This is a genomic window from Pseudomonas sp. RL_15y_Pfl2_60 (genome assembly GCF_963970595.1).
GTDB lineage: Bacteria > Pseudomonadota > Gammaproteobacteria > Pseudomonadales > Pseudomonadaceae > Aquipseudomonas.
Genome location: NZ_CAXAOE010000006.1, coordinates 66,460 through 88,060 on the forward strand (window position 1 = coordinate 66,460; position 21,601 = coordinate 88,060).

Below are 21,601 nucleotides of genomic sequence, written 5' to 3' on the forward strand. Positions count from 1 at the left end.
CATGCCTCACCCAAGGACATCCTCTATGCCGGCGCCGATCTGGTGGTTACTCGCCCTGCCCTTTGTCGCAGGTGCCTGCCTGCCGCTACAAGCAGGTATCAATGGCCAATTGGCTAAACAGGTGTCGAGCGTACTGGCGGCATCACTGATTTCTTTTGCGGTCGGCACTACAGCCTTGTTACTGCTGGTCTTGGCGCAACGCGAAGTACCCTCGCTCGGCGCACTCAAAGGGCTGACATGGTGGCACTGGTGTGGCGGCATGCTCGGTGTAATGTTTATTGCCACCGCTGCATTTGCAGGGCCAAGAGTGGGCGCCGTGTTGTTTATGGCACTGGTGATCGCCGGGCAACTGACCATGGCGGTCACCCTGGATCACTTTGGTTGGGCAGGCTTTAAAGAAGCGCCAATCAGCGCCGGAAAGATCGGCGGGCTGCTGTTGATTGTTGCCGGAATCTGGCTGATTCGACGCGGCTGAACGCCCGGCCGCGCAAAGGCAATCTCTGGATTTACGCGGCTTGTGTGTTATTTTGCCGGCCAAATCACAACCAACACCGCGCTCGGCGCGCCTTTTTCTGGCGCCTGCAGAGCACATCAAAGGCTTTTAGCCTGAGCTTCATCGACCATCAAAATGAAGTGGCTCAGGTTAACCAAGTAGCCATAAATTCACACGCGGCAAAAACAGCCTGCGGACACTCGCCTCACTGGAAACGATCATGCTGCAAACACTGAAAAATACCTGGCTGTTTAATCTTCGCGGCGACATCCTCGCCGGGCTGGTGGTGGCGCTGGCACTGATTCCCGAGGCGATTGCCTTTTCGATTATTGCCGGCGTTGACCCCAAGGTCGGCCTGTATGCCTCGTTCTGTATTTCGGTGGTGATTGCTTTTGTTGGCGGGCGGCCCGGTATGATTTCCGCCGCCACCGGCGCCATGGCATTGCTCATGGTCACCCTGGTCAAGGATCACGGCCTGCAATACTTGCTGGCGGCCTCCTTGCTCTGTGGCGTGCTGCAAATCGGTGCGGGGTATCTCAAGCTGGGCTCCTTGATGCGATTTGTCTCGCGCTCGGTAGTGACTGGTTTTGTCAACGCCCTGGCGATCCTGATCTTCATGGCGCAGTTGCCCGAACTGACCAACGTTACCTGGCATGTATACGCAATGACGGCCGCTGGCCTGGGCATCATCTACCTGTTTCCCTATGTGCCGGTCATTGGCAAGGTCATTCCTTCACCGCTGGTGTGCATCTTGTCCTTGACCGCTGTCGCCATTGCCCTGGGCCTGGACATCCGCACTGTGGGTGACATGGGTGAGCTGCCCGACACCCTGCCAATATTCCTCTGGCCCGATGTGCCGCTGAACTTCGACACCTTGGCGATCATTTTCCCTTACTCCGCCGCCATGGCTGTGGTGGGGTTGCTGGAATCGATGATGACCGCAACCATTGTCGACGACCTGACCGACACCAGTAGCGACAAGAACCGTGAATGCAAGGGCCAAGGCGTGGCCAATATTGCATCCAGCCTGCTCGGCGGCATGGCCGGTTGCGCAATGATCGGTCAATCGGTGATCAATGTTAAATCCGGTGGGCGCGGGCGTTTGTCGACGTTGATTGCCGGTGTGGTGCTGCTGATCATGGTGGTGTTTCTCAGCGACTGGGTGAGCAAGATACCGATGGCTGCCTTGGTTGCAGTGATGATCATGGTTTCCATTGGCACCTTTAGCTGGGACTCGATCCGCAACCTCAAGCACTACCCGCTGTCGACCAACATCGTCATGCTGGCCACGGTGACCGTTGTGGTCTTCACCCATAACCTCGCCTACGGGGTGCTTGTCGGCGTGCTGCTGGCGGCCATGTTCTTCGCCAACAAAATTGGCCATTTCCTGTACATTGAATCCGAGGCAGATGCCGCCGGCACACACCGCACTTATTCAGTCGTCGGCCAGGTATTCTTCTCTTCATCAAGCAAGTTCACCGATGCCTTTGACTTCAAGGAAGCCATCGAGAAGGTCACCATAGACCTGACCCGCGCTCATTTCTGGGACATCACCGCAGTGGCAGCGTTGGATAAAGTGGTGCTCAAGCTGCGCCGTGAAGGCACTGAAGTCATGGTGCTAGGCTTGAATGAAGCCAGTGCCACTATTGTCGATCGGTTCGGCGTGCACGATAAGCCCGAGGCGGCAGACACCTTGATAGGTCACTGAGACGCGTCGTTATAGATAAGGAAATGCCCATGTCAGAAGTACTCGCCTGCATTGATGGTTCAACCACCGCCCCTGCTGTTTGTGATTACGCTGTGTGGGCAAGCAAGCGCCTGCAAGCGCCGCTGACCCTGCTGCATGTCTTGGACAAGACTCAATACCCGCAACGCAGTGACCTGAGCGGCATCATCGGTCTTGGCACTCGCGAGCACTTGCTTGAAGAGCTTGCGAGCGTGGATCAGCAACACAGTAAGCGGGCGCTGGAGCAAAGCCAGCAGATGCTCGAGGCGGCGCAACAACGAGCCATTCAGGCGGGCATCGACGCCCCACTCACTCGCCAGCGACACGGCAGCCTGGTGGAAAGCCTGGTTGCCCTGGAAGAGCGCATTCGCCTACTGGTCATCGGCCGTCACAGCGCCACCAACGACAACGTCGCAGAGCATGTAGGCAGCCAGCTGGAACCGGTCATTCGCACGCTGCAAAGCCCGGCCCTGATTACCTGTGGGGATTTCCTGGCGCCGCAAAACTACCTGTTCGCCTATGACGGCAGCTTCACTGCGCGCAAGGCCTTGCAAAGAGTAGCCGACAGCCCGCTGCTGCAGGGTTTGCACTGCCATTTACTGATGGTGGGCAGCGACCGCACGGCCTGTCAGGCCCTGCTCGAAGAAGCCGCCGAAGTCATCAGGCCCTCGGCCAGCGAGGTCAGCATTGCCTGGCGTGAAGCGGAGGTAGAGCCTTCAATTCGTACCTACCAGTTGCAGCAGAAAATCGATCTGCTGGTGATGGGCGCTTATGGCCACTCACGTATTCGCCAGCTTTTGCTTGGCAGTACCACCAGCCAGCTAATCGCCTCAAGCCTCTGTCCGCTGTTGATTCTGCGCTGAGCGATACTCAACTGCCGTAACGCAGGGCGAGTCCATGCTGGATGCGCTCGAAGGTGCTGTCGACGCAAACCGCCAGCAGGCCAATCAGCACGGCGCCCTGCAATACATAAGCGGTATTGCCGTTGACCAGCCCGGCAATCACCGGGTTGCCCAAGGTGCTGGCGCCAATGGTCGAGCCAATCGCAGCCGTGGCGATGGTGATGGTTACAGAGGTGCGGATGCCGGCCAGAATCACAGGGCTGGCCAACGGCAGTTCAACCTGAAGCAACACCTGCAACGGCGACATGCCAATCCCGCGGGCAGCTTCCAGAGCAGCGCCTGGAACCCCTTGCAGCCCCGCCAGGGTATTGCGCAGTACTGGTAACAAACCATAAAGCATCAGCGCGAAAATAGTTGGCAGGTCACCAAAACCAAGTAACGGCACTGACAACGCCAGCACGGCAACCGGCGGAAAGGTTTGGCCAATGGATGCGACTTGGCTCACCAGAGGTAAAAAATCCCGCCCCCAACTGCGCGTCACCAGCACCCCGGCCAAGACCCCGATAACAACCGCAAAGCATGCAGCAACGGCCACTACCAGCAAGTGGTTGAGGAGCAATTGAGCGAAGCTTTCACGGTGATAAATCACCTCGGGTGCACCGGGCGTCAACTGGCGGAACAAGAACTCGAACTGGCCCATGCCAAAAACAGCGAGCACCAGCAATACCAGCCAGAAAAGCGGCCCCCGCCAATTGTTGATGATGGCGATCATGAGGTTCTGCTTTGCAGCAATGCACTGATCGGCAAAATGCCCAGCGGTGCCTGTTCCTGGTCACGCACGCACAACACATCGGTGCGCTGCCAAAGCATCAGCGACAGGGCCTGACGCAAGCTGCTGCCAACCTCAATGGAAAGGCTCGGCAGGTCTGCGCCAAGGGGCAGCATAAAGTGCTCAACCCGCTCCAGACTGGCCCGTTTGAGACCGCGTTCGCCTTGCCCCAGCAGATTCTCGACAAAGCTGTTGACCGGATTGTTCAGCAGGTTTTCCGGCGTGTCGTGCTGGATAATCCTGCCTTTGTCCATCACCACGATCCGTGTTGCCAAACGCAAGGCCTCGTCGATGTCGTGCGTGACAAAGACGATGGTCTTATGGATATGCGACTGGATTCTCAGCAGCTCGTTTTGCAGGGCCTCGCGGGTGATTGGATCAAGCGCGCCAAAGGGCTCGTCCATCAACAAAATATCCGGATCGGCGGCCAATGCGCGAGCCACACCCACACGCTGGGCCTGACCACCGGAAAGCTGGCTGGGAAACTTATGCACAAAGGTGGCGTAGGGCAACGAAAGCAACTCAAGCAGTTCACGGACCCGCGCATCAATCCGCTCAGCCGACCAACCCAGCAATCGCGGCACCACACCGATATTGCGCTCCACCGTCCAATGGGGGAACAAACCTGTGCTTTGGATCGCGTAGCCCATGCGCCGGCGCAGCAGCTTGCTGTCGAGCGTGGCAACATTCTCGCCATCGACCCATATCTCGCCGCTGGAGCAGTCAATCAACTTGTTGAGCAAGCGCAACGTGGTTGATTTACCGCAGCCGGAGGTGCCGATAAAAACGCAGATCTCACCTTTCTCAATGCGCAGTGACAGGTCATCGACCGCAGTAATATCACCAAACTGGCGGCTGACATTACGCAGTTCGATCATAGCAACGTCACTCATCTTTGCGCTCCTGCTTTGGCCCAAGCCGCCAGGCTGCTGAACAGGGCATCCGCCAGCAGCGCCAGGACGATGGTCGGTAAGGCGCCGAGCAATACCAGATCCATGGCGCCCTGCCCCAGGCCCTGGAAAATAAAGCTGCCAAAGCCACTGGCACCAATCAGCGCTGCGACCGCAGTGAGGCCAATCGCCTGGATTGTGGTAATGCGAACCCCCTCGATAATCACCGGCAGTGCCAGCGGCAGTCGCACCTGGGCGAAGACTTGCCAACTGCTCATGCCCATGCCGCGCGCCGACTCGATCACATCCGTGGCAACGCCTTGCAAGGCCACGCAAGTGTTACGCACCACCGGCAACAGACTGTAGGCAATCAATGCCAGCAATGCCGGAGCCCAGCCGATACCGCGCACATTGAGCTGCTGCAGCAAGGGTGAATGTGCGGACAAATAACTCAGTGGCGCGATCAGCAAGCCAAACAAAGCCAAGCTTGGAATGGTTTGAAAGAAGTTGAGCAGGGCAAATACCGGGCGCCGCAAAGGCTGTACGCGCAGGATCAGCCACGCCAGCAGCAAGCCAATCAACAAGCTCGCCAGCAAGGCGCCGCCGACCAGGCTCAGGTGCCCATAAAGCAATTGCCAGAAGGTCGAGCTGCGGCTGCTGTATTCACGCAGCAAGGCCAAAGGCGCCAAGGCGCCCGTGCCAATCAACAGCCAACTGACCCCGAACAACAGCGCAAGAATCAACTTGACCCAGTGCCGCCCAGCCGCAACGCGCTGCTGCAACTCAACCAGCAGCAGCGCACCAATGAACAACAGGCTCCAGCAGCTGGCCGCCACCCCCACCCGTGCGTAAGGCTGCTCGGCGCTGATGTGCTGCTGGATAAACCAGGCGAGCGCCACCGGGAGCTGGATCAGCAAGGCGCCACTCAGGCCGAGCATGAGCCCGTAACCCTTGGCTGTTGGCCTCAGCGCCAACCCCGCTAAGCCCAGCAATCCGGCAACGAGCCCAAGCAACCATGGCCAACCCAGCCCTGCAAGCAGGGTCAGGCCCTGCCCCGGAACAATCCGGTTGGCCTGGACACTGGCAAAGTCGCCCAGGCCAACGACCAGTAACGCCAGTAGCACCAAGGTCATGACAACGCGATTAGGCTCAAGCAATTGAGGTGTTGCCATTAATCAGCAAGGCCATCCAGGAAGTTACGCGCCACCTGCTGTGGATCTGCACCATTGACCGCCACATCAGCGTTGAGCTTTTGCAGGACTTTTTCATCCAGCGCGGCAAACACCGGCGCCAGCAGGGTTTCAATCTGCGGATAATCCTTGAGCACCCCGGCGCGCAGCAACGGCGCAGGCTGATACACCGGCTGCACACCTTTGCTGTCGGTCAATGCAACCAGGTCAAGCGCACTCAAGCCGCCATCCGTGCCGTAGCTCATGGCAGCATTTACACCGTTGGTTTGCAGCGCGGCGGCCCGTAAGGTGGCGGCAGTATTGCCTCCTGAAAGCACCACCAACTGATCAGCCTTGAGGGTAAAGCCATAGGCTTTCTGAAAGGCTGGCAAGGCGGTTGGCGAGTCGACAAACTCGGCACTGGCGGCAAACTTGAAGTCGCCGCCCTGCTTCAGGTACTTGGCCAGATCATCGAGCGTCACCAGGTTATGCTCGCGGGCAAGATCACCGCGAACACTCATCGCCCAGGTGTTATTGGCATTGGCTGGCAGCAACCAAACCAGCTGGTTTGCGGCTAGATCAAGCTCCTTGACCGTGCTGTAGGCTTTGCTCGGGTCTTTCCATACATCGCTGTCTGCACGATTGAAAAAGAAAGCGCCGTTGCCGGTGTATTCGGGGTAGATATCAATTTCACCGGCGATAAGCGCCTTGCGCACTATGCTGGTGGCACCAAGCTGCAGGCGCAATGTAACCGGCACGCCACCGCGTTCGAGGGTCTGTGCGATCAACTGGCCAAGGACTGCGCCCTCGGTGTCGATCTTCGACGAAACCACCACCGGTCTTGCTGCATATGCAGCCGAAACGCTGAGTGCCGAAAGCATCATCAGACAATGGACAAACTGCTTAAAGCGCGAAGATAACGACATCTTATGCCCCTGATCCTGGTCAATTCGACGCCTTTATTCGAGCGCCCAAAATAATGCCAACAGCAATGGCTCGACCGCAATTTTCCCCGGCCTAGCCATTTCTGACATCCATGTGTGGCATAAGAGTAAAGCAGTGCACTCGCCAGCGCCAAGTAAAGGCCGGGTAGAAATGCCAATCAGCAGGCGTTGGACGCGTTAGCAACTCAGGATTGCGGTGCGACCAGACGCCCGTAGACCCGGCCGCCAAATACATTGACCAGCAATCCCGCCATCACCAACAAAGCGCCCAACATTTGCAGCTGGCTCAACTGCTCGTTGAGCAGCAACGCCGATGAGCTCAAGCCGATAACCGGCACCAGCATCGAGAAAGGCGCGATCTGGCTGGCTGGATAACGCGACATCAGACGGCTCCATAGGCCGTAGCCCAGGATGGTTGCGATAAACGCCAGGTAGACAATGGCCATGATCGACGACAGGCTTATGTTGCGTAGCGATGTCTCGATTTGCGCCGGGCCTTCAAACAGTAGCGACATCGCCAGAAATGGCAGCGGCGGGATCAGGCTGCCCCATACGACCAGGCTGACGAGGTTTATCTGGCCAACCTTCTTGGTGATTATATTGCCCATGGCCCACATCACTGCGGCGCAAATCGTCAGCCCGAATCCAGCCAAGGTCATGCCCGCCCCGCTTTGCATGCCAATCAGCAACAAACCAGCTGCCGCCACCACCAGCCCCATGATATTGCTGGTCCGCACCCGCTCGCCAAGCACCAAGGCGGCGAACATCAGGGTGAAGAATGCTTGCGACTGCAAGATCAAGGAGGCCAGCCCCGCCGGCATACCGACCGACATGGCGGAAAACAGGAAGGCGAACTGGCCGAATGAAATAGTCATGCCGTAGGCAATCAACCAGCGCAGCGGCAAATTGGGCCGCTTGATAAAGAATATCGCCGGAATGGCCGCCAAGGTGAAACGCAAGGCACCCAGCAGCATCGGCGGCACGCCATGCAGGCCGACCTTGATCACCACAAAATTAAGCCCCCAGACCAGGATCACCAGCAGGGCAAAAAACACGTCTTTGGGCGTCATCGGCGTACTCCAGGCTCGCGCTTGCAAAGCATCTATCTAAACACTGCCGCGAGCAACATGAGCAGTACAGTCAGGGAAAATTCAAGCTGTACAGTGCACTGTATTTGCATGCCTAGGGCAAGACACTAAACCGCAACAACGCCGTCTGCCCGCTCTCATCTAGCACGCTTAACTGGAACTCGCCGGTGCGCTTGAAAACATGGACAAAGCGCTCATCGGCTGCGGTTTCAGCAACTTGCCTGCCCTCCAGAAACCACCAGCGCCGACCGCTCCCCCCCAACGCAGTCAGCTCAATGCGCAGTGCCTGGTCACTGGTTGCCGGTTGGCGCAGGCGATCACCGTCACGCACGCCCACAATCGAGAGTGGCGCTGCAGTTGGCGCGGCCTGCGGGGCACATGTCGTGTCTGGCGCAGGCAAGCGCGCGGCACGACGTTCACTGCGCGGCAACCAGGGTTCCAACGGCGCAGGCCACAGGGCCACATCACGCGCGGTGGCGCCGGGGCAACTGGCATCGACACGCAACTGCTGCGGATTCAGCCAGATACGCTCAAGCAGGCCAAGGCCCAGCGGCTGGTCTTGGGCTTGCAGGGTGGGCGGCGTGGTGCCGTCCAAGGTCCAGGCGAACCGCTGACGCCTACAATTATCGCTTTTGCTGTCGAGCGGCTGCCCCAGCGGCCAGCAAATCGCGGCAACCCCAACACTGGCAGGTTGTCGATCACGCGGCAGGGCAATACCGCGCTGGCTGTCGCGATTGATCAGCAAATCATGCACCTGCAGCAACAGCGGCGCCGCAGACGCCAACCCGAACTGGCCAGCGACCGGCGTACCGTCAGGACGACCAATCCATACCCCGATCACGTAGCGCGGCGCCACGCCAATCGCCCAGGCATCACGAAAGCCATAGCTGGTGCCGGTTTTCCAGGCCAGCGTTGGACGCTGCACCAGCTCGGCATGGGGGTCGGTATTGGGCCGCGCCTGGCCGCTGAGTATTTTCCGAATGATCCAGGCGGCCCCCGGTGACAACAGACGCCGCTCATACAAAGGAGCTTGCGGCTGGTAACGCAAGCGCGCGACTTTCCCGCCCCGGGCAAAAGCACTGTAGCCACTGACCAACTCTTCCAGGCGACTGCCCGCACCGCCCAGAATCAACGACAGGTTAGGCTCGGCCAACGGCGGTAATGCAAGCGGAACCCCGGCGCTGCGCAGCTCTCCGGCGAAGCGTTTTGGCCCATACGCCTCAAGCAGTTGTACCGCTGGCAGATTCAGTGACAGCGCCAAAGCTGAACTGGCCGACACCGGGCCACTGAAATCAGCGGCGAAATTGCCCGGCCGATAATCACCGTAACGGCGCGGTACATCTTGCAGCAACGACTCGGAGTGGATCAGCCCTGCATCCAGGGCCATGCCGTATAAAAAAGGTTTCAGCGTCGAGCCCGGCGAACGTGTCGCGCTGACCATGTCCACATGGCCAAAGCGCTGGCTGTCCGCCAAATCGACCGAGCCAAGATAAGCCCGCACCGCCATGTTCGGCAGCTCAGCCACCAGTATTGCTGCCGAGGTATGCTGCGGCAAACGCGCCTTCCAGCCCATCAGCAAGTCTTCAAGGCGGCGCTGCAGGGCCGCATCGAGAGTGGTGTGAATCAGCGCCGGGCTGCCCGCCGTGTTCAAGCGCCGGGCCAATAGCGGCGCCAACCTTGGTGCTTGTCTTGGCGCCAGTAATACCGGCTCCTCCAGCGCATCATTAACCGCCGACTGCGGCCACACATCGAAGGCTGAAAGACGCTGCAAGACTTTGTCCCGCGCAGCCTGCGCCCGCTGCGGATGGCGATCGGGGCGCAGCCGGCTCGGCGCCTGCGGCAACACCGCAAGCAACGCGGCTTCAGCACGGGTCAATTGGCTCGGCGGCTTGCCCAGGTAGGCCCAGCTCGCCGCCGCAATCCCCTGCAAGGTGCCACCAAAAGGCGCACGATTGAGGTACAGCGTGAGGATCTGGTCCTTTGACAAGTGCCACTCAAGCTGAGCCGTGCGCCAGACTTGCTTGAGCTTGCCCGCCACGCTGCGCGAGTGCGGATCAAGCAACCGCGCCACTTGCATCGACAGCGTACTGCCACCAGAAACCACCCGGCCGTCGCGCAGGTTTTGCCAGCCCGCACGCATCACCGCCAGCGGGTTCACCCCCGGATGCTGATAGAACCAACGGTCTTCATAGGTCAGCAGCGCTTGCAGGTAATAGGGCGAAACCTGGTCGATGGTCACCGGGTAACGCCAGACACCTTCGGCATCGGCGAAACGCCACAGCGGCGTGCCATCTTCAGCCAGCACCACCCGCGCCTGATCATCGCCGGGCATCGGCAAGGGAAACACTTTATCGAGTATCAACAAGCTGGCGACAAGCACCACCGGCGTCACAAGCAGCATCCGCCAACGCTTGGGCAGACGTCGCCATTTGGCGAGCAACTGCAGAGTCAAGCCCGCCTCCAATGCAGCGAATATTTCACGGCTGAACGGGAACCCGGCACAGCTCTTTGCAGACCAATACGCCAGCAGCAAAGGCGAATGAATGGCACACTGATCGTCATTATGAGCAAAGCACGCTGCTCAGGCTCGGGTATGATGAGCCCAGAATTGAAGGGAATAACTCTATGCAGGTAGCTGGTTTTTTTGAGTCACTCGGCCAGGCATTTGGCGCCGTGGTCAAGTTTATAGTCGACGCCCTCAGCGGCTTTTTCAACGCATTTGGTGGTGCCATTGGTGGCTTTATCAATGGCATGTCGAAAACCCTTGGCATTACCCCATCCATCCTCAGTGTTGTGGTTCTGATCATTGGTTTGTTAATGCTCTACAAAGCGGTTCGCGCTTTTATGCGCGCGGGGATTATCGCCGGTTTAATCTGGGCGTTCCTGGGTTTGTGGCTGCTCAGCGGTTTGATTGCCTGAGTCAATACTGCCTCAGCTAGCATTGCCATTGCTTGCCCCGCTGCTTAGCCGCCCGCAGATAACCACGGGCGGCTAAACGATCAGCGCGGTTTGACCACCATGCGCGCCGGGGCGTGCCCCAACGCCTGCCAGTTGGGCCGGTACATCGACTCAACCTGCGGCGGCGGCACACGATAGCTTCCTGGCGTAACAGCCCGTGCCAGATAGAGCAAATGACTGCTCTGGTAACGGCTTACATTCAGCGCCGCCACATAGCGATCCGCACGAAATTCCTGATGCTTAATACCTGCGTTCTGCATCGAGTCGCGCCACTCTTTTACCTGACGGCTGGCGTCATCCAAGCTCGCCGCGCTTTGCGCCAGGTTTTGATTTTCCAGCTCCAAGCCTGCCGGCAGCAGATCGACGACCAAGGCATCCGGCACACGCTGCTCTGTAGCGCGCACGGTCAGGTGCACCAGTACCAGTTCACCACTTTGCAGATCAGTGACATCCAAGGGCCTGCCATCCATGCCCAAATAGTCGCGCTCAATGCTCAGGTTCGTGCCTCCAGCGGCTGGCGCCTGTGCCGGGTAACCTGAAATGCTCAGTTGCTGGTACAGCGCTGCATCGCCTTGCTGGCTGATGGTCAATGGTGCAGCGAGCTCGGCGCCATCCAATTTGATGCCGGATTGCTGATTACTCAGGTCAAAGTTGAAGTCACCACTGCGCAAGGCGGCATGCCAGTCAGGTTCGGGTTTACTCAGCAGGTTACGCCCGGCCAGGTACAGCGCGTTGCGTTCCTGGGTCGACAACCACTGATTACTCGCCACCTCGTCAGCCAGGTTGAACAAGCGCTGTTCGCGGCTGTTCGCCGCCAGATCGTTCTCTTCCAGCAGCGACAGAATCAACGCATCATCGCGCAACGGGCTGCCGTAATCCGCCAGCCAAGTGTTCGCCGCACGCTGCCGCGCCAGACCTTCAGCCAATGCGGTGTCAGCACGGGGTTGGTCGCCCATCTTGGCCAAGGCAATCGACAGTTGCACCAGCGGCAAGCCTGAACGCGAATCGCCACGGCGCTCATACAAGCTGCGCAAAGCGCCAAGCGGTGCTTGCTGGCTGCGGGCAAGCACGTAACCCGCATAGGCTTGCACGGCAAACCGGCTGTGTTCGACATTCTGGCTGTAATCAACATCAACCAGATTACGCTCCTGCACATAGCGCAACAGCCGCTCATTGGCCTTTTTAAGCGCCTCGGCCGGCACCGCAAAACCTTGTTCACGGGCACGCAGCAGAAAATCAGTCACATAGGCAGTCAGCCAATACTCTTCAGGGCTGTCCGCGCCCCACAGGCCAAAGCTGCCGTTATAGCGCTGCATGCTCAGCAGACGCTCAATGCCCAGCTCGATCGAGCGTTTGCGCTGCGCCTCTGGTTCGCCACTGATGCCTAGACGCTTGAGTATGCTGGCATCGGCATAGAGCGACGGATACAGACCGCTGGTGGTTTGTTCCAGGCAACCGTAGGGGTACGCCTTGAGCGCGCGAATCTGTTCGCCCAGGTTAAGTGGCGGACGGCTCGATACCGCCAGGCGTGCTTCAAGCCCAGCTGCCTCGAATACATCAAGCGCACCTTCTGGCAGGCTCCAGGCTTGATCCTTGATCACGCTGCGGTACTGCTTGACCTGGGCCGGATAAGCGGGGCGAATCCCCAAATCCCAATCTCGGGCGAAAGGCTCAAGCACCTCATTTGGCACCTCCAGGCCTTGTACAGCCACCTTGATATGACCTTGGCCATAGCCGCCCAGCGCCCTGACCGGGATGTGCAAAGTAGTACGCTGCCCGTCCTTGAGTTGCAGCGCTTGCTCGCTGTATTCACTGCGTAGCTGGCCGCTGGCCGTGATATTGACCTTGAGGCTTTGTGCCTGCCCCGAGAGGTTGGTCAGGTCGAGCGCCAAAGTAGTCTGGTCGCCGCCCGCCATAAAGCGCGGTGCGGACAGCTCGGCCACCAGCGGCGCGGCAACTACGGTTTTAGCCTCGGCCATGCCGAAATTATCGGCGCTCCAGGCTTGCGCCATGAGGCGCAGTTCGCCATTAAAGTCTGGAATATCCAGGCTGACCACGCCTTCGCCCTGCTCATCCAGGCTCAGGGGTTTGGCTTGCAAGGCAACAATAAGCACGCTGGTATCCGGGCGTTTCCCCCCTGCCGCCAACGCCGCGTCACCACCGAATGCCAGCTTGGCGATGCGCCCTTGCCCGGCTTCGATCAGTTGGCCATACACGTCCAGCTGGTCGGCGCCATAGGCTTTACGACCGAAGAAGCTGGCGAATGGATCAGGCGTGGTGTAGTCGGTGATATTGAGGATTCCCGAGTCAACCGCCGCCACCAGCACTTTCGCTTGCTTGGGGATACTGCCGTCGGCATTGCGCACCTTGACCTTGATGCTCAAGGGTTGCAGCGGACGCATTTTCTCAGGTGCCTGCAGATTCACCTGCAACTTACGCTCAGCACGCTGTAATGGCAGATGCAACAAGCCCACCGCGCGTTTCGGCGTGGCATTGCTGGCCCGTTCACCGGGACGGATCACCAATGCGCTGACATACAGGTCATGGCGCGCCCAGTCCTTGGCGATTGAAATGTCAAAGCTCTTGCCCTCGGCGGGCACTTCAATTTCTTGCCACCACAAAGGGCCATCGCTCGACTCAACCAGCAAGTAACCCTTGCCAGCCGCCGGTGCAGTGACTGTGACCTTGGCCGTTTCACCCTCAGCGTAGGCCGGTTTATCCAAGGCCAGCTTGACCTGGTCCGGCCGCACCGCACCGCCGTCGGTGTTGTCTTGCCAGCGATAACCCGCCCAGAAACGCATGCTGCTGAGCATGCCGGTTTGTCCATCGATCACTTCGACACGGTATGGACCCCACTCCACCGGGAAGCTGACTTTGGCGGTGCCATCGGCTGCGACGCTGAGTGTTTCCTCGCTGAGATTGAGGTACTTCTCGTTGTAGTGATAACTCCAGCCATCGCTGTCGGAGAAATTCCAGTAGTAATCACGGCGCTCACGAACCAGACGCACCGTCAGTTGATCCGCCGCGAGCTTGTTCCCCTGCGGATCAGCCACCAGTACTTCGAACTCAGCCTGGCTATCGGCATCAACTTCTTCGCCGCTGAACAAGCCACGCACCGCTGGCAAACGCTCGGCAGGCCATACCGGTTGAATCAACCGCCGGGTAATGGGCCGCCCGCCTGACTCTTGCAAACTGGCTTGCAGAATCAATTGCACGGGCGACTTGGTGTCGGACCAACGCGACTCAACATCCAGCGTCGCCTGCCCCTGCGGGTCGAGCTTTTGCTCATCCAGTTCGATGTCTTGATCAAGCTGTTCTTCGGTCACTGACCCGAACTGATAACCGGGCAGGCTTTTAACGGCCTCGCGCAATGGCCGCACATAGACTTGACCACTGATGCGGTTACCTGCGGCTGGAGCGCCATACAGATAGCGTCCCGTAACTTCAAACTGCGCGTCCTGTTGCGGGGCCAACGGTTGTTCGCTGCCCTTTAGCTCCAGAGCCAAGCGCTCGGGCAAAAAGTCCTCAACCGAAAACTCATACAACTGTGGCGAGCCATCGCCCAAGTCCAGCACCAGTTGCCAGCGCCCGGTTGGCGCCTCTTCAGCCAGCTGCAGTTGATACTGATAAAAACCTGCATCGTCCCCAGTCCAGACGAACTTGCGGCTGACTTGTTCATCCGGGCGGCGCACTTCGACATTCACCGGTTGCGACTTCAGCGGACGGCCATCGGCGTCTCGCAGCAATGCATTGAGCAATACGGTTTCACCCGGCCGATACAGGTCACGCGGGCCAAATACAAAGAACTGCAGCGGATGCGCCTTGGGCCCGGCGATATCAAACTCGGCCAGATCCAGCGCCGAACTGCTCAAGCGCAACAGGCTGGTTTGTGCACCCTTGCGCGCCAGCAACACATCGGCCTTGTTGGTCAGCGGCAGCTGGGCGTGGCCTTTGCTGTCGGTTTTCGCAGTGCTCAGCACCTTGCCTTTTGCATCGAGCAACTCAAGCTCGACAGCGTCCTGCGCTTCCCCGCCCTCAAGCGCCTGGGTGAATACATCCAGCCGGTTGTGATAACGGTGTGCGGACAACCCAATATCGCTAAGGGTGAACAATGTCGCTGGTTGCGAGTAACTGTAGCCACCTGCCGCTCGCATCACGGCCAGATACACCCCGGGTTGCTTGAACGGCTCAAGGCCAGTGATCGGCAGCACCAGCGTTTCACGCGTGTTGCGCGCAGGATTCAGGTCAAAACGCCCGCCGTAGACCAGATCGGCCATGGGCAGCAACGATTGCGCATCCCAGGTATCAAGATTGGCGCTACGCCCCCAGCGGCTGAGAAAAGCAGGCAGCGACTCCGGCTTGATGCGAAAGAACTCGACATTGACCTTGTCGACATTCAGCGCAATCACCGGCAGTCCTTCGGCCAGGCGCGTCGGCAGCAGCGAGCCGCGGCTGGCAAAGCCAACACTGGCTTGCAGGTCACGGGTTGTCAGGCGGGTGATGCTTTCACCGCCAAGCGTGGCGCCATTCAAGCCGCGCACGCCCGCATCAACGGTCAGCACCAATTTACGTTGTGGCTCAAGGTGGCGCAGGCGCAACTCCATCAGGTTGTCGGCCAGCTCCCATGCACCATCGACCTTGCCGGTCTTGGTATCGACCAAGTGCAGGCGCTTGGCAAAATCCTGATCGGGATCAAGCGGCACTGAAAAGCTCACCGACAGCGCGCTGGCACCGTCAAGCTGCACTTCGGAAGCGTCGATAACACTGAGTTCACGACCTGCATAGCGCTTGGCTAGCGCGTCAAGGTCAATTGCAGGTTTGGGTGGCGCTGCATTGTTGGCAGCAGGTGCGCTCACGGCCACGTCAGGTTCAGGTGACGCCGTAACTTGCGCAGAATCAGATGAAGAATCACAGGCACCGAGCAAACCCAGTACAAGGCCAAGCAATATTCCCTTGTAGCGCATCGCAGACTCCATTCTTTATGGCGTGCGTAAAAACTAAAGACTATAGACGAGGCCTGAAAAAACATCGTCACCAGCAACCCAAGCCAACTACTTTAGACCAATGGCCGGTCAAGAACGATGACGGGTATCAACCTGCTAGACAGGAGATTTCAAGGAGCTGCGTTCGATTCGCGGAGCATGTTGCTCCATCAGCCCGGCAACCCAGTCGATAAACACCCGCAACTTGATACTGATGTGCCTGTTGGGTGGAAATGCGACGTACATCGGCATGGGTTCCAGTTGCCAGTCCTGAAACAGGCGCACCAATTCGCCACTTGCGGCATGGGCCTTGGCCATGTAGTCCGGCAGCCAAAGCACGCCTAGACCCGCGAGCCCGGCTGCGAGGTAGGCATTGCCATCATCGACTGCCAGGACATGGCGCCCCTGAACATGCTGATGCTCATCCCCGCGCGTGAGGCTATAGCTCAGGGCTTTACCAGTGCGCGCCCAAATAAAGCCGACAGTTCGGTGAGCGGAGTCTTCCAGCTCTCGCGGATGTGTCGGCGTGCCCAGGCGCTGCAAATAACTCGGCGCCGCATAGATACCCAGTTGCAGGTCGCCAATGCGCCTGGCAATAAGTGACTGGTCGGTGATCTCGCCGCCACGCACCACGCAATCAACATGCTCCCCCAGGATATCGACGATGCGGTCGCTAACCCCCATATCAATCTGGATATCAGGGTATTGAGCATGGAAGGCAGGCAATGCCGGTATCAAGATCATCCGTGCGAAGGGGCTGGGCACATCCACCCGCAAACGCCCACGGGGTAATGACGCCGCAGCGGACAGGCTGGTTTCAGCATCATCCATATCATTGAGCAGCTTGACCACGCGCTCGTAGAAGACTGCGCCATCCGCCGTCAGCGCAACTTTGCGGGTGGTGCGGTTGAGCAACTTGACCCTCAGGCGCGCCTCAAGCTGCTGGACCAACTGCGTAACCGTGGTCTTGCTCATGTGCAGGGTTTCAGCAGCCTTGGTAAAGCTGCCCGTTTCCACCACCCGGGCAAAAGCCTGCATCGCATCAAAACGGTCCATAACGCCCAGCCTTGTCGATTGTTTGGTTTCTACAAACAGTGATGACTAAGGTTGCTGGTTTATCGCCCTAGTACAAGTCCTTAAAGTCATTTTCAACTTAATTGCGGGCCATACAGGGCCCACTCAGGAGACTGACCATGAACAAGCGCGATGTAGTTTTCCCAACTGGCCGCCAAGCCTTGTACGAACGTAACCGTTACTCGCCTGCGATCCGCTCCAATGGCTTTCTGTTTGTATCCGGACAAGTGGGCAGCAAGGAGGATGGCTCCCCGGAAGAGGTTTTGGAAGATCAGGTCCGGCTTGCATTCACCAATCTGAATGGGGTTCTGCAAGCGGCTGATTGCAGCTTCGATGATGTGGTCGATGTCACAGTGTTTATCGTCGACCCAGAGAAACATTTTGAAAGAATCTGGCAGGTTGTACCCGAGTTCTGGGGCGAAGCGCCCTTCCCCAACATCACCTGCGTTGGCGTGACCTGGCTTTATGGTTTCCAGTTCGAGATCAAGGTCGTGGCGAAACTGCCAGAGAAGGCTTAAGCCGCAGCCCGGGTGACTTCAGCGCTGAGGTCTAAAAAAAGACCTCAGCGCTTGCAAGTCAAAGCGGCGTCAGCAACTCGCCTGACTCGACAAAGGCCTTGATATTGGCCGTGAGCAGGTCTTCCATCTGTTGCCGGGTCTGCACCGTGGCGCTGCCAACATGGGGCAGCAGCAAGACGTTGTTCATCTCACGCAGGGCCTGTGGCACCTTGGGTTCATGGGCGAATACATCAAGCGCCGCACCAGCAATCACATGCTGTTGCAGGGCATTGATCAACGCCGCTTCATCAACCACTGAACCGCGGGCAATATTGATCAAATAACCCTTTGGCCCCAATGCTTCGAGCACCGATGCGTTTATCAGGTTGCGGGTTGCATCGCCGCCAGGGCATGCAAGGACCAGAAAATCTGCCCAGCGCGCCAGTTCCTGCAAATCGCTTTCATGGGTATATAAGCTGTCTGCGACCGGGCGACGGCTGTGGTAGCGCACTGGCATGTCAAAGCCACCCGCACGGCGGGCAATCGCCTGACCGATACTGCCGAAACCGACAACCCCCATGCGCATGCCGCTCACGCGCATGGCCAATGGAAAGCCCCGTTTTTCCCAGTCGCCCGAACGCACGAAGCGGTCTGATTCAGAAATACGGCGGGCGATATCAATCAACATGCCCATGGCCAGGTCAGCGACGCAATCGGTGAGCACATCAGGCGTTGTACTCACCGGAATTCCGCGATCACGGGCCTGTTCAACCGCAATCGCGTCATAGCCAACACCAAAGCTGCAAATGGCCTTGAGCCTGGGCAGCAGCTCCATTTGCCCGGCACTCAGGCCGAACCGCGCCGAGGTCGCGACCAGTTCGAACTGCGCACCCTGCTCACGCAGAAATGCCTGCGGATCAGCCTGCAGCCACAGCGCTGTCACCTCGTAATCAGCGGCCAGCGCCCGATTGAAACTTTCACTTAAGGGGCCAATCTGGAGAATCTTGCTCATGGGGTTCCTTAGTTGTCTGTATGCGTTTCAGAGCACCTTGCCGGGGTTCATCAGCCCGGCAGGGTCAAGTGTGGTTTTGATGGCCTGCATCAGCTTGAGCTCAAGCGGGTCTTTGTAGCGCACCGCCGCCTCGCGCTTGGATTGACCCAAGCCGTGCTCGGCGCTGATGCTGCCACTGAATTGCAGCGTCGCATCATAGATAAGCTGCATAATCGGCTCGGCCTGCGCCTTGAAGGGTGCATCCTCACTGCCAAGCGGTTTACTGATGTTGTAATGCAGATTGCCGTCGCCCACATGACCGTAAGCCACAATACGCACGCCGGGGAATGCCTCGAGCAGACGTTGGTCAGCCACCTCGATAAATGCAGGAATACTGCTCACCGGAACACTGATGTCGTGCTTGAGACTCGGGCCTTCGTGATTTTGCGCCTCGGAAATGCCTTCGCGGATCGCCCACAAACCGGCCACTTGCGCCTCATTGCTGGCGATCACTGCGTCGAGCACAATCTCCCGCTCGAAGGCATCTGCCAGCGCGGTTTCAAGCATTTCAGCCAACCCGGCATCGGCGAGCGTATCGCTGACTTCGATCAACACATACCAAGGATGGACCTGCGCGAACAAATCGTTGCAGCCCGCCACATGACTGACCACAAACTTGACGCTCTGGCGTGACATCATTTCGAACCCGGTCAAGCGATCACCGAATTGGCCGCGCATCAGGGCGATCAGCTCGATGGCCGCCTCCGTACTTGGCAGCGCCACCCACGCGGTGGTGGTGCTGCGTGGCGCCGGATAGAGCTTTAGCACCGCCGCAGTGATGATGCCCAAGGTGCCTTCCGCACCGATGAACAGGTGCTTGAGGTCGTATCCGGTGTTGTCCTTGCGCAAGCCGCGCAAACCATTCCAGATCTGCCCGTCGGGCAATACCACTTCCAGCCCGAGGGTCAGGTCACGCATGTTGCCGTAACGCAAAACAGCGGTGCCGCCTGCATTGGTTGCCAGATTGCCGCCCACCGTACAACTACCTTCGGCGCCCAGTGAAAGCGGGAATAAACGTCCGGCTTCAGCAGCGGCTTCTTGCAGGTTCTGCAAGATAACTCCCGCCTCGACCGTGATGGTTTCATTGCCAGTATCGACCGCCCGAATCGCATTCATCCGGGTCAGCGACAACACCACTTGGGCGCCACTCTGATCAGGGATCGAGCCGCCACACAAACCGGTATTGCCACCCTGGGGCACGATCGCCACAGCTGCTTGATGACACAAGCGCACAACCGCCGCGACTTCTTCGGTACTCGCCGGCCGCACCACCATCGCCGCTTTGCCGGTGTAGGCATTGCGCCAGTCACTCAAGTAGCTCTGCATGCGCTCGGCGTCGGTAATAAGCCCGGCCGGGCCGACCACTTGTTCAATGTCGCGGATCAGTTTTTCGTGCAGCACGGTAATCTCCACAATGGGTTGGTTAACGACGTGCCAAGCAATATTCAACGCGCAGCAAGACAGGCTGTATCGCGCGATAACAGGCCCGGCGCAACCAAACTCAGGTCACCGGGGCCGGGTTGAACAACACCAGATCGTTATGCAGTCGATGACGTTCAGCCCAGGTCTGCGATTTGCCGCTGGCGACATCCAGGTACATCTGGAAAATGGCCCAGCCCATTTCTTCAAGCGTCATGCGCCCCGATGTGATTTGTCCGGCATCCACGTCAATCAGATCCGGCCAGCGCTCAGCCAGCTGGGTGCGCGTCGCCACCTTGATTACCGGCACCATGGACAAGCCATAAGGCGTGCCGCGGCCTGTGGTAAAGATGTGCAGGTTCATGCCCGCTGCAATTTGCAAGGTGCCGCAGATAAAGTCGCTGGCGGGTGTCGCGCAGAACCATAAGCCTTTGCCGCGAATTCGCTCACCCGGCGAAACCACACCGACAATGGTGCTGGAACCGGATTTGGCGATCGAGCCCATGGCTTTTTCGACGATATTGTTGAGCCCGCCTTTCTTGTTGCCGGGCGTGGTGTTGGCGCTGCGATCTGCCATGCCGCGTTGCAGGTACCTGTCGTACCAATCCATCTCACGGATCAGGGCGTCAGCCACTTCTACAGTGGCGGCACGCGGGGTCAGCAAATGAATGCCGTCACGTACTTCGGTGTTTTCCGAAAACATCACGGTGGCCCCGGCACGCACCAGCAAGTCAGCGGCCACGCCCAGTGCCGGGTTGGCGGTGATGCCCGAGAACGCATCACTGCCACCGCATTGCATACCCACCGACAACTCGCTGGCCGGCACGGTTTCGCGGCGGCGCTGATTCAGCACCTGCAAACGCGCATCTATCATCTGCATGATCTGCTCGATCATGCCCGCAAAGCCGGTGCCTGAGTCCTGCAGGCGGAACAGCCAGTCTTCTTCATCCATGCCATTGGTCAGCGCATCGCCATCCATCAACTGGCTGGCTTGCAGCTTCTCGCAGCCGAGGCTGATAACCAGCGCCTGGCCACCCAGGTTGGGATTGCGGCTGATGTTGTAAAGCGTGCGAATCGGCACCACCGCATCAGGGGCGTTGATTGCCACGCCACAGCCATAACTGTGCGACAGCGCGACCACATCATCGACATAGGGATACTTGGGCAACAGCTCTTTGCGCACCCGCTCGACGCAATGATCTAGCACGCCAACCACACACTGCACAGTGGTGGTTACACCGAGAATATTGCGCGTACCGACCGTGCCGTCCGGGTTGCGGAAACCTTCGAAGGTGTAGCCCTCCAACGGCTCGACCTTAGCGCTCGGAATCGTCGCCTTCGGCAAGTTATCCAAGGCTGGCGGCTCGGGCATGCGCAATTGCGCTTCGGTCACCCAGCGCCCGGCTGCAATGGGTTCCAGGGCGTAGCCAATCACTTCGCCATAGCGCACCACTTCGCCGTCGAGGGCGATGTCTTGCAGCGCGACTTTATGGCTCTGCGGAATACCTTCAACCGCTTCAAGGCCGTCGTCAAAGCGACCGCCCGCTGCAACACCCTGCTCGTTGACCACCACGCCGACGTTATCGGCCGGGTGCAGACGGATGTAGCGCGGCGAATCCTGATGGGGAATCAACTGCAT

General features: G+C 58.8%; 16 protein-coding genes. 5 read left to right on the plus strand and 11 right to left on the minus strand.

Annotation, left to right across the window (positions count from 1 at the left end; translation table 11 throughout):
- Positions 1 to 25 precede the first annotated feature (25 nt).
- From AACY26_RS16780 to AACY26_RS16790, 3 genes are all read left to right on the plus strand, one after another.
- Positions 26 to 475, plus strand: a complete 450-nt coding sequence (locus tag AACY26_RS16780) for a DMT family transporter (protein ID WP_339515751.1) — start codon at positions 26 to 28, stop codon at positions 473 to 475.
- 238 nt (positions 476 to 713) lie between these two features.
- Positions 714 to 2,201, plus strand: coding sequence for a SulP family inorganic anion transporter (locus tag AACY26_RS16785; protein ID WP_339515752.1), 1,488 nt, complete (start codon positions 714 to 716; stop codon positions 2,199 to 2,201).
- Positions 2,202 to 2,230: 29 nt separating this feature from the next.
- Complete coding sequence (locus tag AACY26_RS16790) at positions 2,231 to 3,082, plus strand: universal stress protein (protein WP_339515753.1); 852 nt, start codon at positions 2,231 to 2,233, stop codon at positions 3,080 to 3,082.
- Between the two features lie 7 nt (positions 3,083 to 3,089).
- On the opposite strand, the gene AACY26_RS16795 is transcribed toward AACY26_RS16790, so the two are convergent.
- The 6 genes from AACY26_RS16795 to pbpC form a co-directional block, all read right to left on the minus strand.
- Complete coding sequence (locus tag AACY26_RS16795; protein ID WP_339515754.1) at positions 3,090 to 3,833, minus strand: ABC transporter permease; 744 nt, start codon at positions 3,831 to 3,833, stop codon at positions 3,090 to 3,092.
- Positions 3,830 to 4,783 carry an ABC transporter ATP-binding protein gene (locus tag AACY26_RS16800; RefSeq protein WP_445261319.1) on the minus strand — a complete coding sequence of 318 codons (954 nt, stop codon included), beginning with the start codon at positions 4,781 to 4,783 and terminating at the stop codon, positions 3,830 to 3,832. The genes AACY26_RS16795 and AACY26_RS16800 overlap by 4 nt, the downstream gene beginning before the upstream one ends.
- Positions 4,780 to 5,952, minus strand: a complete 1,173-nt coding sequence (locus AACY26_RS16805; RefSeq protein ID WP_339515755.1) for an ABC transporter permease — start codon at positions 5,950 to 5,952, stop codon at positions 4,780 to 4,782. The genes AACY26_RS16800 and AACY26_RS16805 overlap by 4 nt, the downstream gene beginning before the upstream one ends.
- A complete protein-coding gene (gene osmF / locus AACY26_RS16810) occupies positions 5,952 to 6,875 on the minus strand; it encodes a glycine betaine ABC transporter substrate-binding protein OsmF (RefSeq protein ID WP_339515756.1) in 924 nt (307 codons plus the stop codon). Before osmF ends, AACY26_RS16805 begins: the two co-directional genes overlap by 1 nt.
- Before the next feature lie 203 nt (positions 6,876 to 7,078).
- Positions 7,079 to 7,963 carry an EamA family transporter gene (locus AACY26_RS16815; protein ID WP_339515757.1) on the minus strand — a complete coding sequence of 295 codons (885 nt, stop codon included), beginning with the start codon at positions 7,961 to 7,963 and terminating at the stop codon, positions 7,079 to 7,081.
- A gap of 112 nt (positions 7,964 to 8,075) precedes the next feature.
- On the minus strand, positions 8,076 to 10,382 hold the full coding sequence (gene pbpC / locus AACY26_RS16820) for a peptidoglycan glycosyltransferase PbpC (protein ID WP_445261327.1): 2,307 nt from the start codon (positions 10,380 to 10,382) through the stop codon (positions 8,076 to 8,078).
- 224 nt (positions 10,383 to 10,606) lie between these two features.
- On the opposite strand from pbpC, the gene AACY26_RS16825 reads away from it, so the two are divergent.
- Entirely contained in the window at positions 10,607 to 10,900 is a 294-nt protein-coding gene (locus AACY26_RS16825; RefSeq protein ID WP_339515759.1) for a hypothetical protein, read from the plus strand.
- 80 nt (positions 10,901 to 10,980) lie between these two features.
- Here the strand turns inward: AACY26_RS16825 and AACY26_RS16830 are convergent, their stop codons facing one another.
- A complete protein-coding gene (locus tag AACY26_RS16830; RefSeq protein ID WP_339515760.1) occupies positions 10,981 to 15,903 on the minus strand; it encodes an alpha-2-macroglobulin family protein in 4,923 nt (1,640 codons plus the stop codon).
- A gap of 135 nt (positions 15,904 to 16,038) precedes the next feature.
- Positions 16,039 to 16,977: a LysR family transcriptional regulator gene (locus AACY26_RS16835; RefSeq protein WP_339515761.1), complete on the minus strand. Its 939-nt coding sequence runs from the start codon at positions 16,975 to 16,977 to the stop codon at positions 16,039 to 16,041.
- Between the two features lie 137 nt (positions 16,978 to 17,114).
- Between AACY26_RS16835 and AACY26_RS16840 the strand changes: the two genes are divergently transcribed.
- A complete protein-coding gene (locus AACY26_RS16840; RefSeq protein WP_339515762.1) occupies positions 17,115 to 17,513 on the plus strand; it encodes a RidA family protein in 399 nt (132 codons plus the stop codon).
- A gap of 58 nt (positions 17,514 to 17,571) precedes the next feature.
- Here AACY26_RS16840 and AACY26_RS16845 read toward each other — a convergent pair whose 3' ends face one another.
- From AACY26_RS16845 to garD, 3 genes are all read right to left on the minus strand, one after another.
- Positions 17,572 to 18,504 (minus strand): 2-hydroxyacid dehydrogenase, encoded by a 933-nt coding sequence (locus tag AACY26_RS16845; RefSeq protein WP_339515763.1) that lies wholly within the window; start codon positions 18,502 to 18,504, stop codon positions 17,572 to 17,574.
- Positions 18,505 to 18,531: 27 nt separating this feature from the next.
- On the minus strand, positions 18,532 to 19,941 hold the full coding sequence (locus tag AACY26_RS16850; RefSeq protein ID WP_445261328.1) for an FAD-binding oxidoreductase: 1,410 nt from the start codon (positions 19,939 to 19,941) through the stop codon (positions 18,532 to 18,534).
- Positions 19,942 to 20,044: 103 nt separating this feature from the next.
- The gene (gene garD, locus AACY26_RS16855; RefSeq protein ID WP_339515764.1) at positions 20,045 to 21,601 is read right to left on the minus strand and encodes a galactarate dehydratase; all 1,557 of its coding nucleotides are present in this window, start codon (positions 21,599 to 21,601) and stop codon (positions 20,045 to 20,047) included.

What these genes read in the sequence shown, in the direction of transcription:
- AACY26_RS16780 (WP_339515751.1), top strand. Translation starts at nt 26, where the DNA reads ATGCCGGCGCCGATCTGGTGGTTACTCGCCCTGCCCTTTGTCGCAGGT.
- AACY26_RS16785 (WP_339515752.1), top strand. Translation starts at nt 714, where the DNA reads ATGCTGCAAACACTGAAAAATACCTGGCTGTTTAATCTTCGCGGCGAC.
- AACY26_RS16790 (WP_339515753.1), top strand. Translation starts at nt 2,231, where the DNA reads ATGTCAGAAGTACTCGCCTGCATTGATGGTTCAACCACCGCCCCTGCT.
- AACY26_RS16795 (WP_339515754.1), bottom strand. Translation starts at nt 3,833, where the DNA reads ATGATCGCCATCATCAACAATTGGCGGGGGCCGCTTTTCTGGCTGGTA.
- AACY26_RS16800 (WP_445261319.1), bottom strand. Translation starts at nt 4,783, where the DNA reads ATGAGTGACGTTGCTATGATCGAACTGCGTAATGTCAGCCGCCAGTTT.
- AACY26_RS16805 (WP_339515755.1), bottom strand. Translation starts at nt 5,952, where the DNA reads ATGGCAACACCTCAATTGCTTGAGCCTAATCGCGTTGTCATGACCTTG.
- osmF (WP_339515756.1), bottom strand. Translation starts at nt 6,875, where the DNA reads ATGTCGTTATCTTCGCGCTTTAAGCAGTTTGTCCATTGTCTGATGATG.
- AACY26_RS16815 (WP_339515757.1), bottom strand. Translation starts at nt 7,963, where the DNA reads ATGACGCCCAAAGACGTGTTTTTTGCCCTGCTGGTGATCCTGGTCTGG.
- pbpC (WP_445261327.1), bottom strand. Translation starts at nt 10,382, where the DNA reads ATGCTGCTTGTGACGCCGGTGGTGCTTGTCGCCAGCTTGTTGATACTC.
- AACY26_RS16825 (WP_339515759.1), top strand. Translation starts at nt 10,607, where the DNA reads ATGCAGGTAGCTGGTTTTTTTGAGTCACTCGGCCAGGCATTTGGCGCC.
- AACY26_RS16830 (WP_339515760.1), bottom strand. Translation starts at nt 15,903, where the DNA reads ATGCGCTACAAGGGAATATTGCTTGGCCTTGTACTGGGTTTGCTCGGT.
- AACY26_RS16835 (WP_339515761.1), bottom strand. Translation starts at nt 16,977, where the DNA reads ATGGACCGTTTTGATGCGATGCAGGCTTTTGCCCGGGTGGTGGAAACG.
- AACY26_RS16840 (WP_339515762.1), top strand. Translation starts at nt 17,115, where the DNA reads ATGAACAAGCGCGATGTAGTTTTCCCAACTGGCCGCCAAGCCTTGTAC.
- AACY26_RS16845 (WP_339515763.1), bottom strand. Translation starts at nt 18,504, where the DNA reads ATGAGCAAGATTCTCCAGATTGGCCCCTTAAGTGAAAGTTTCAATCGG.
- garD (WP_339515764.1), bottom strand. Translation starts at nt 21,601, where the DNA reads ATGCAGTTGATTCCCCATCAGGATTCGCCGCGCTACATCCGTCTGCAC.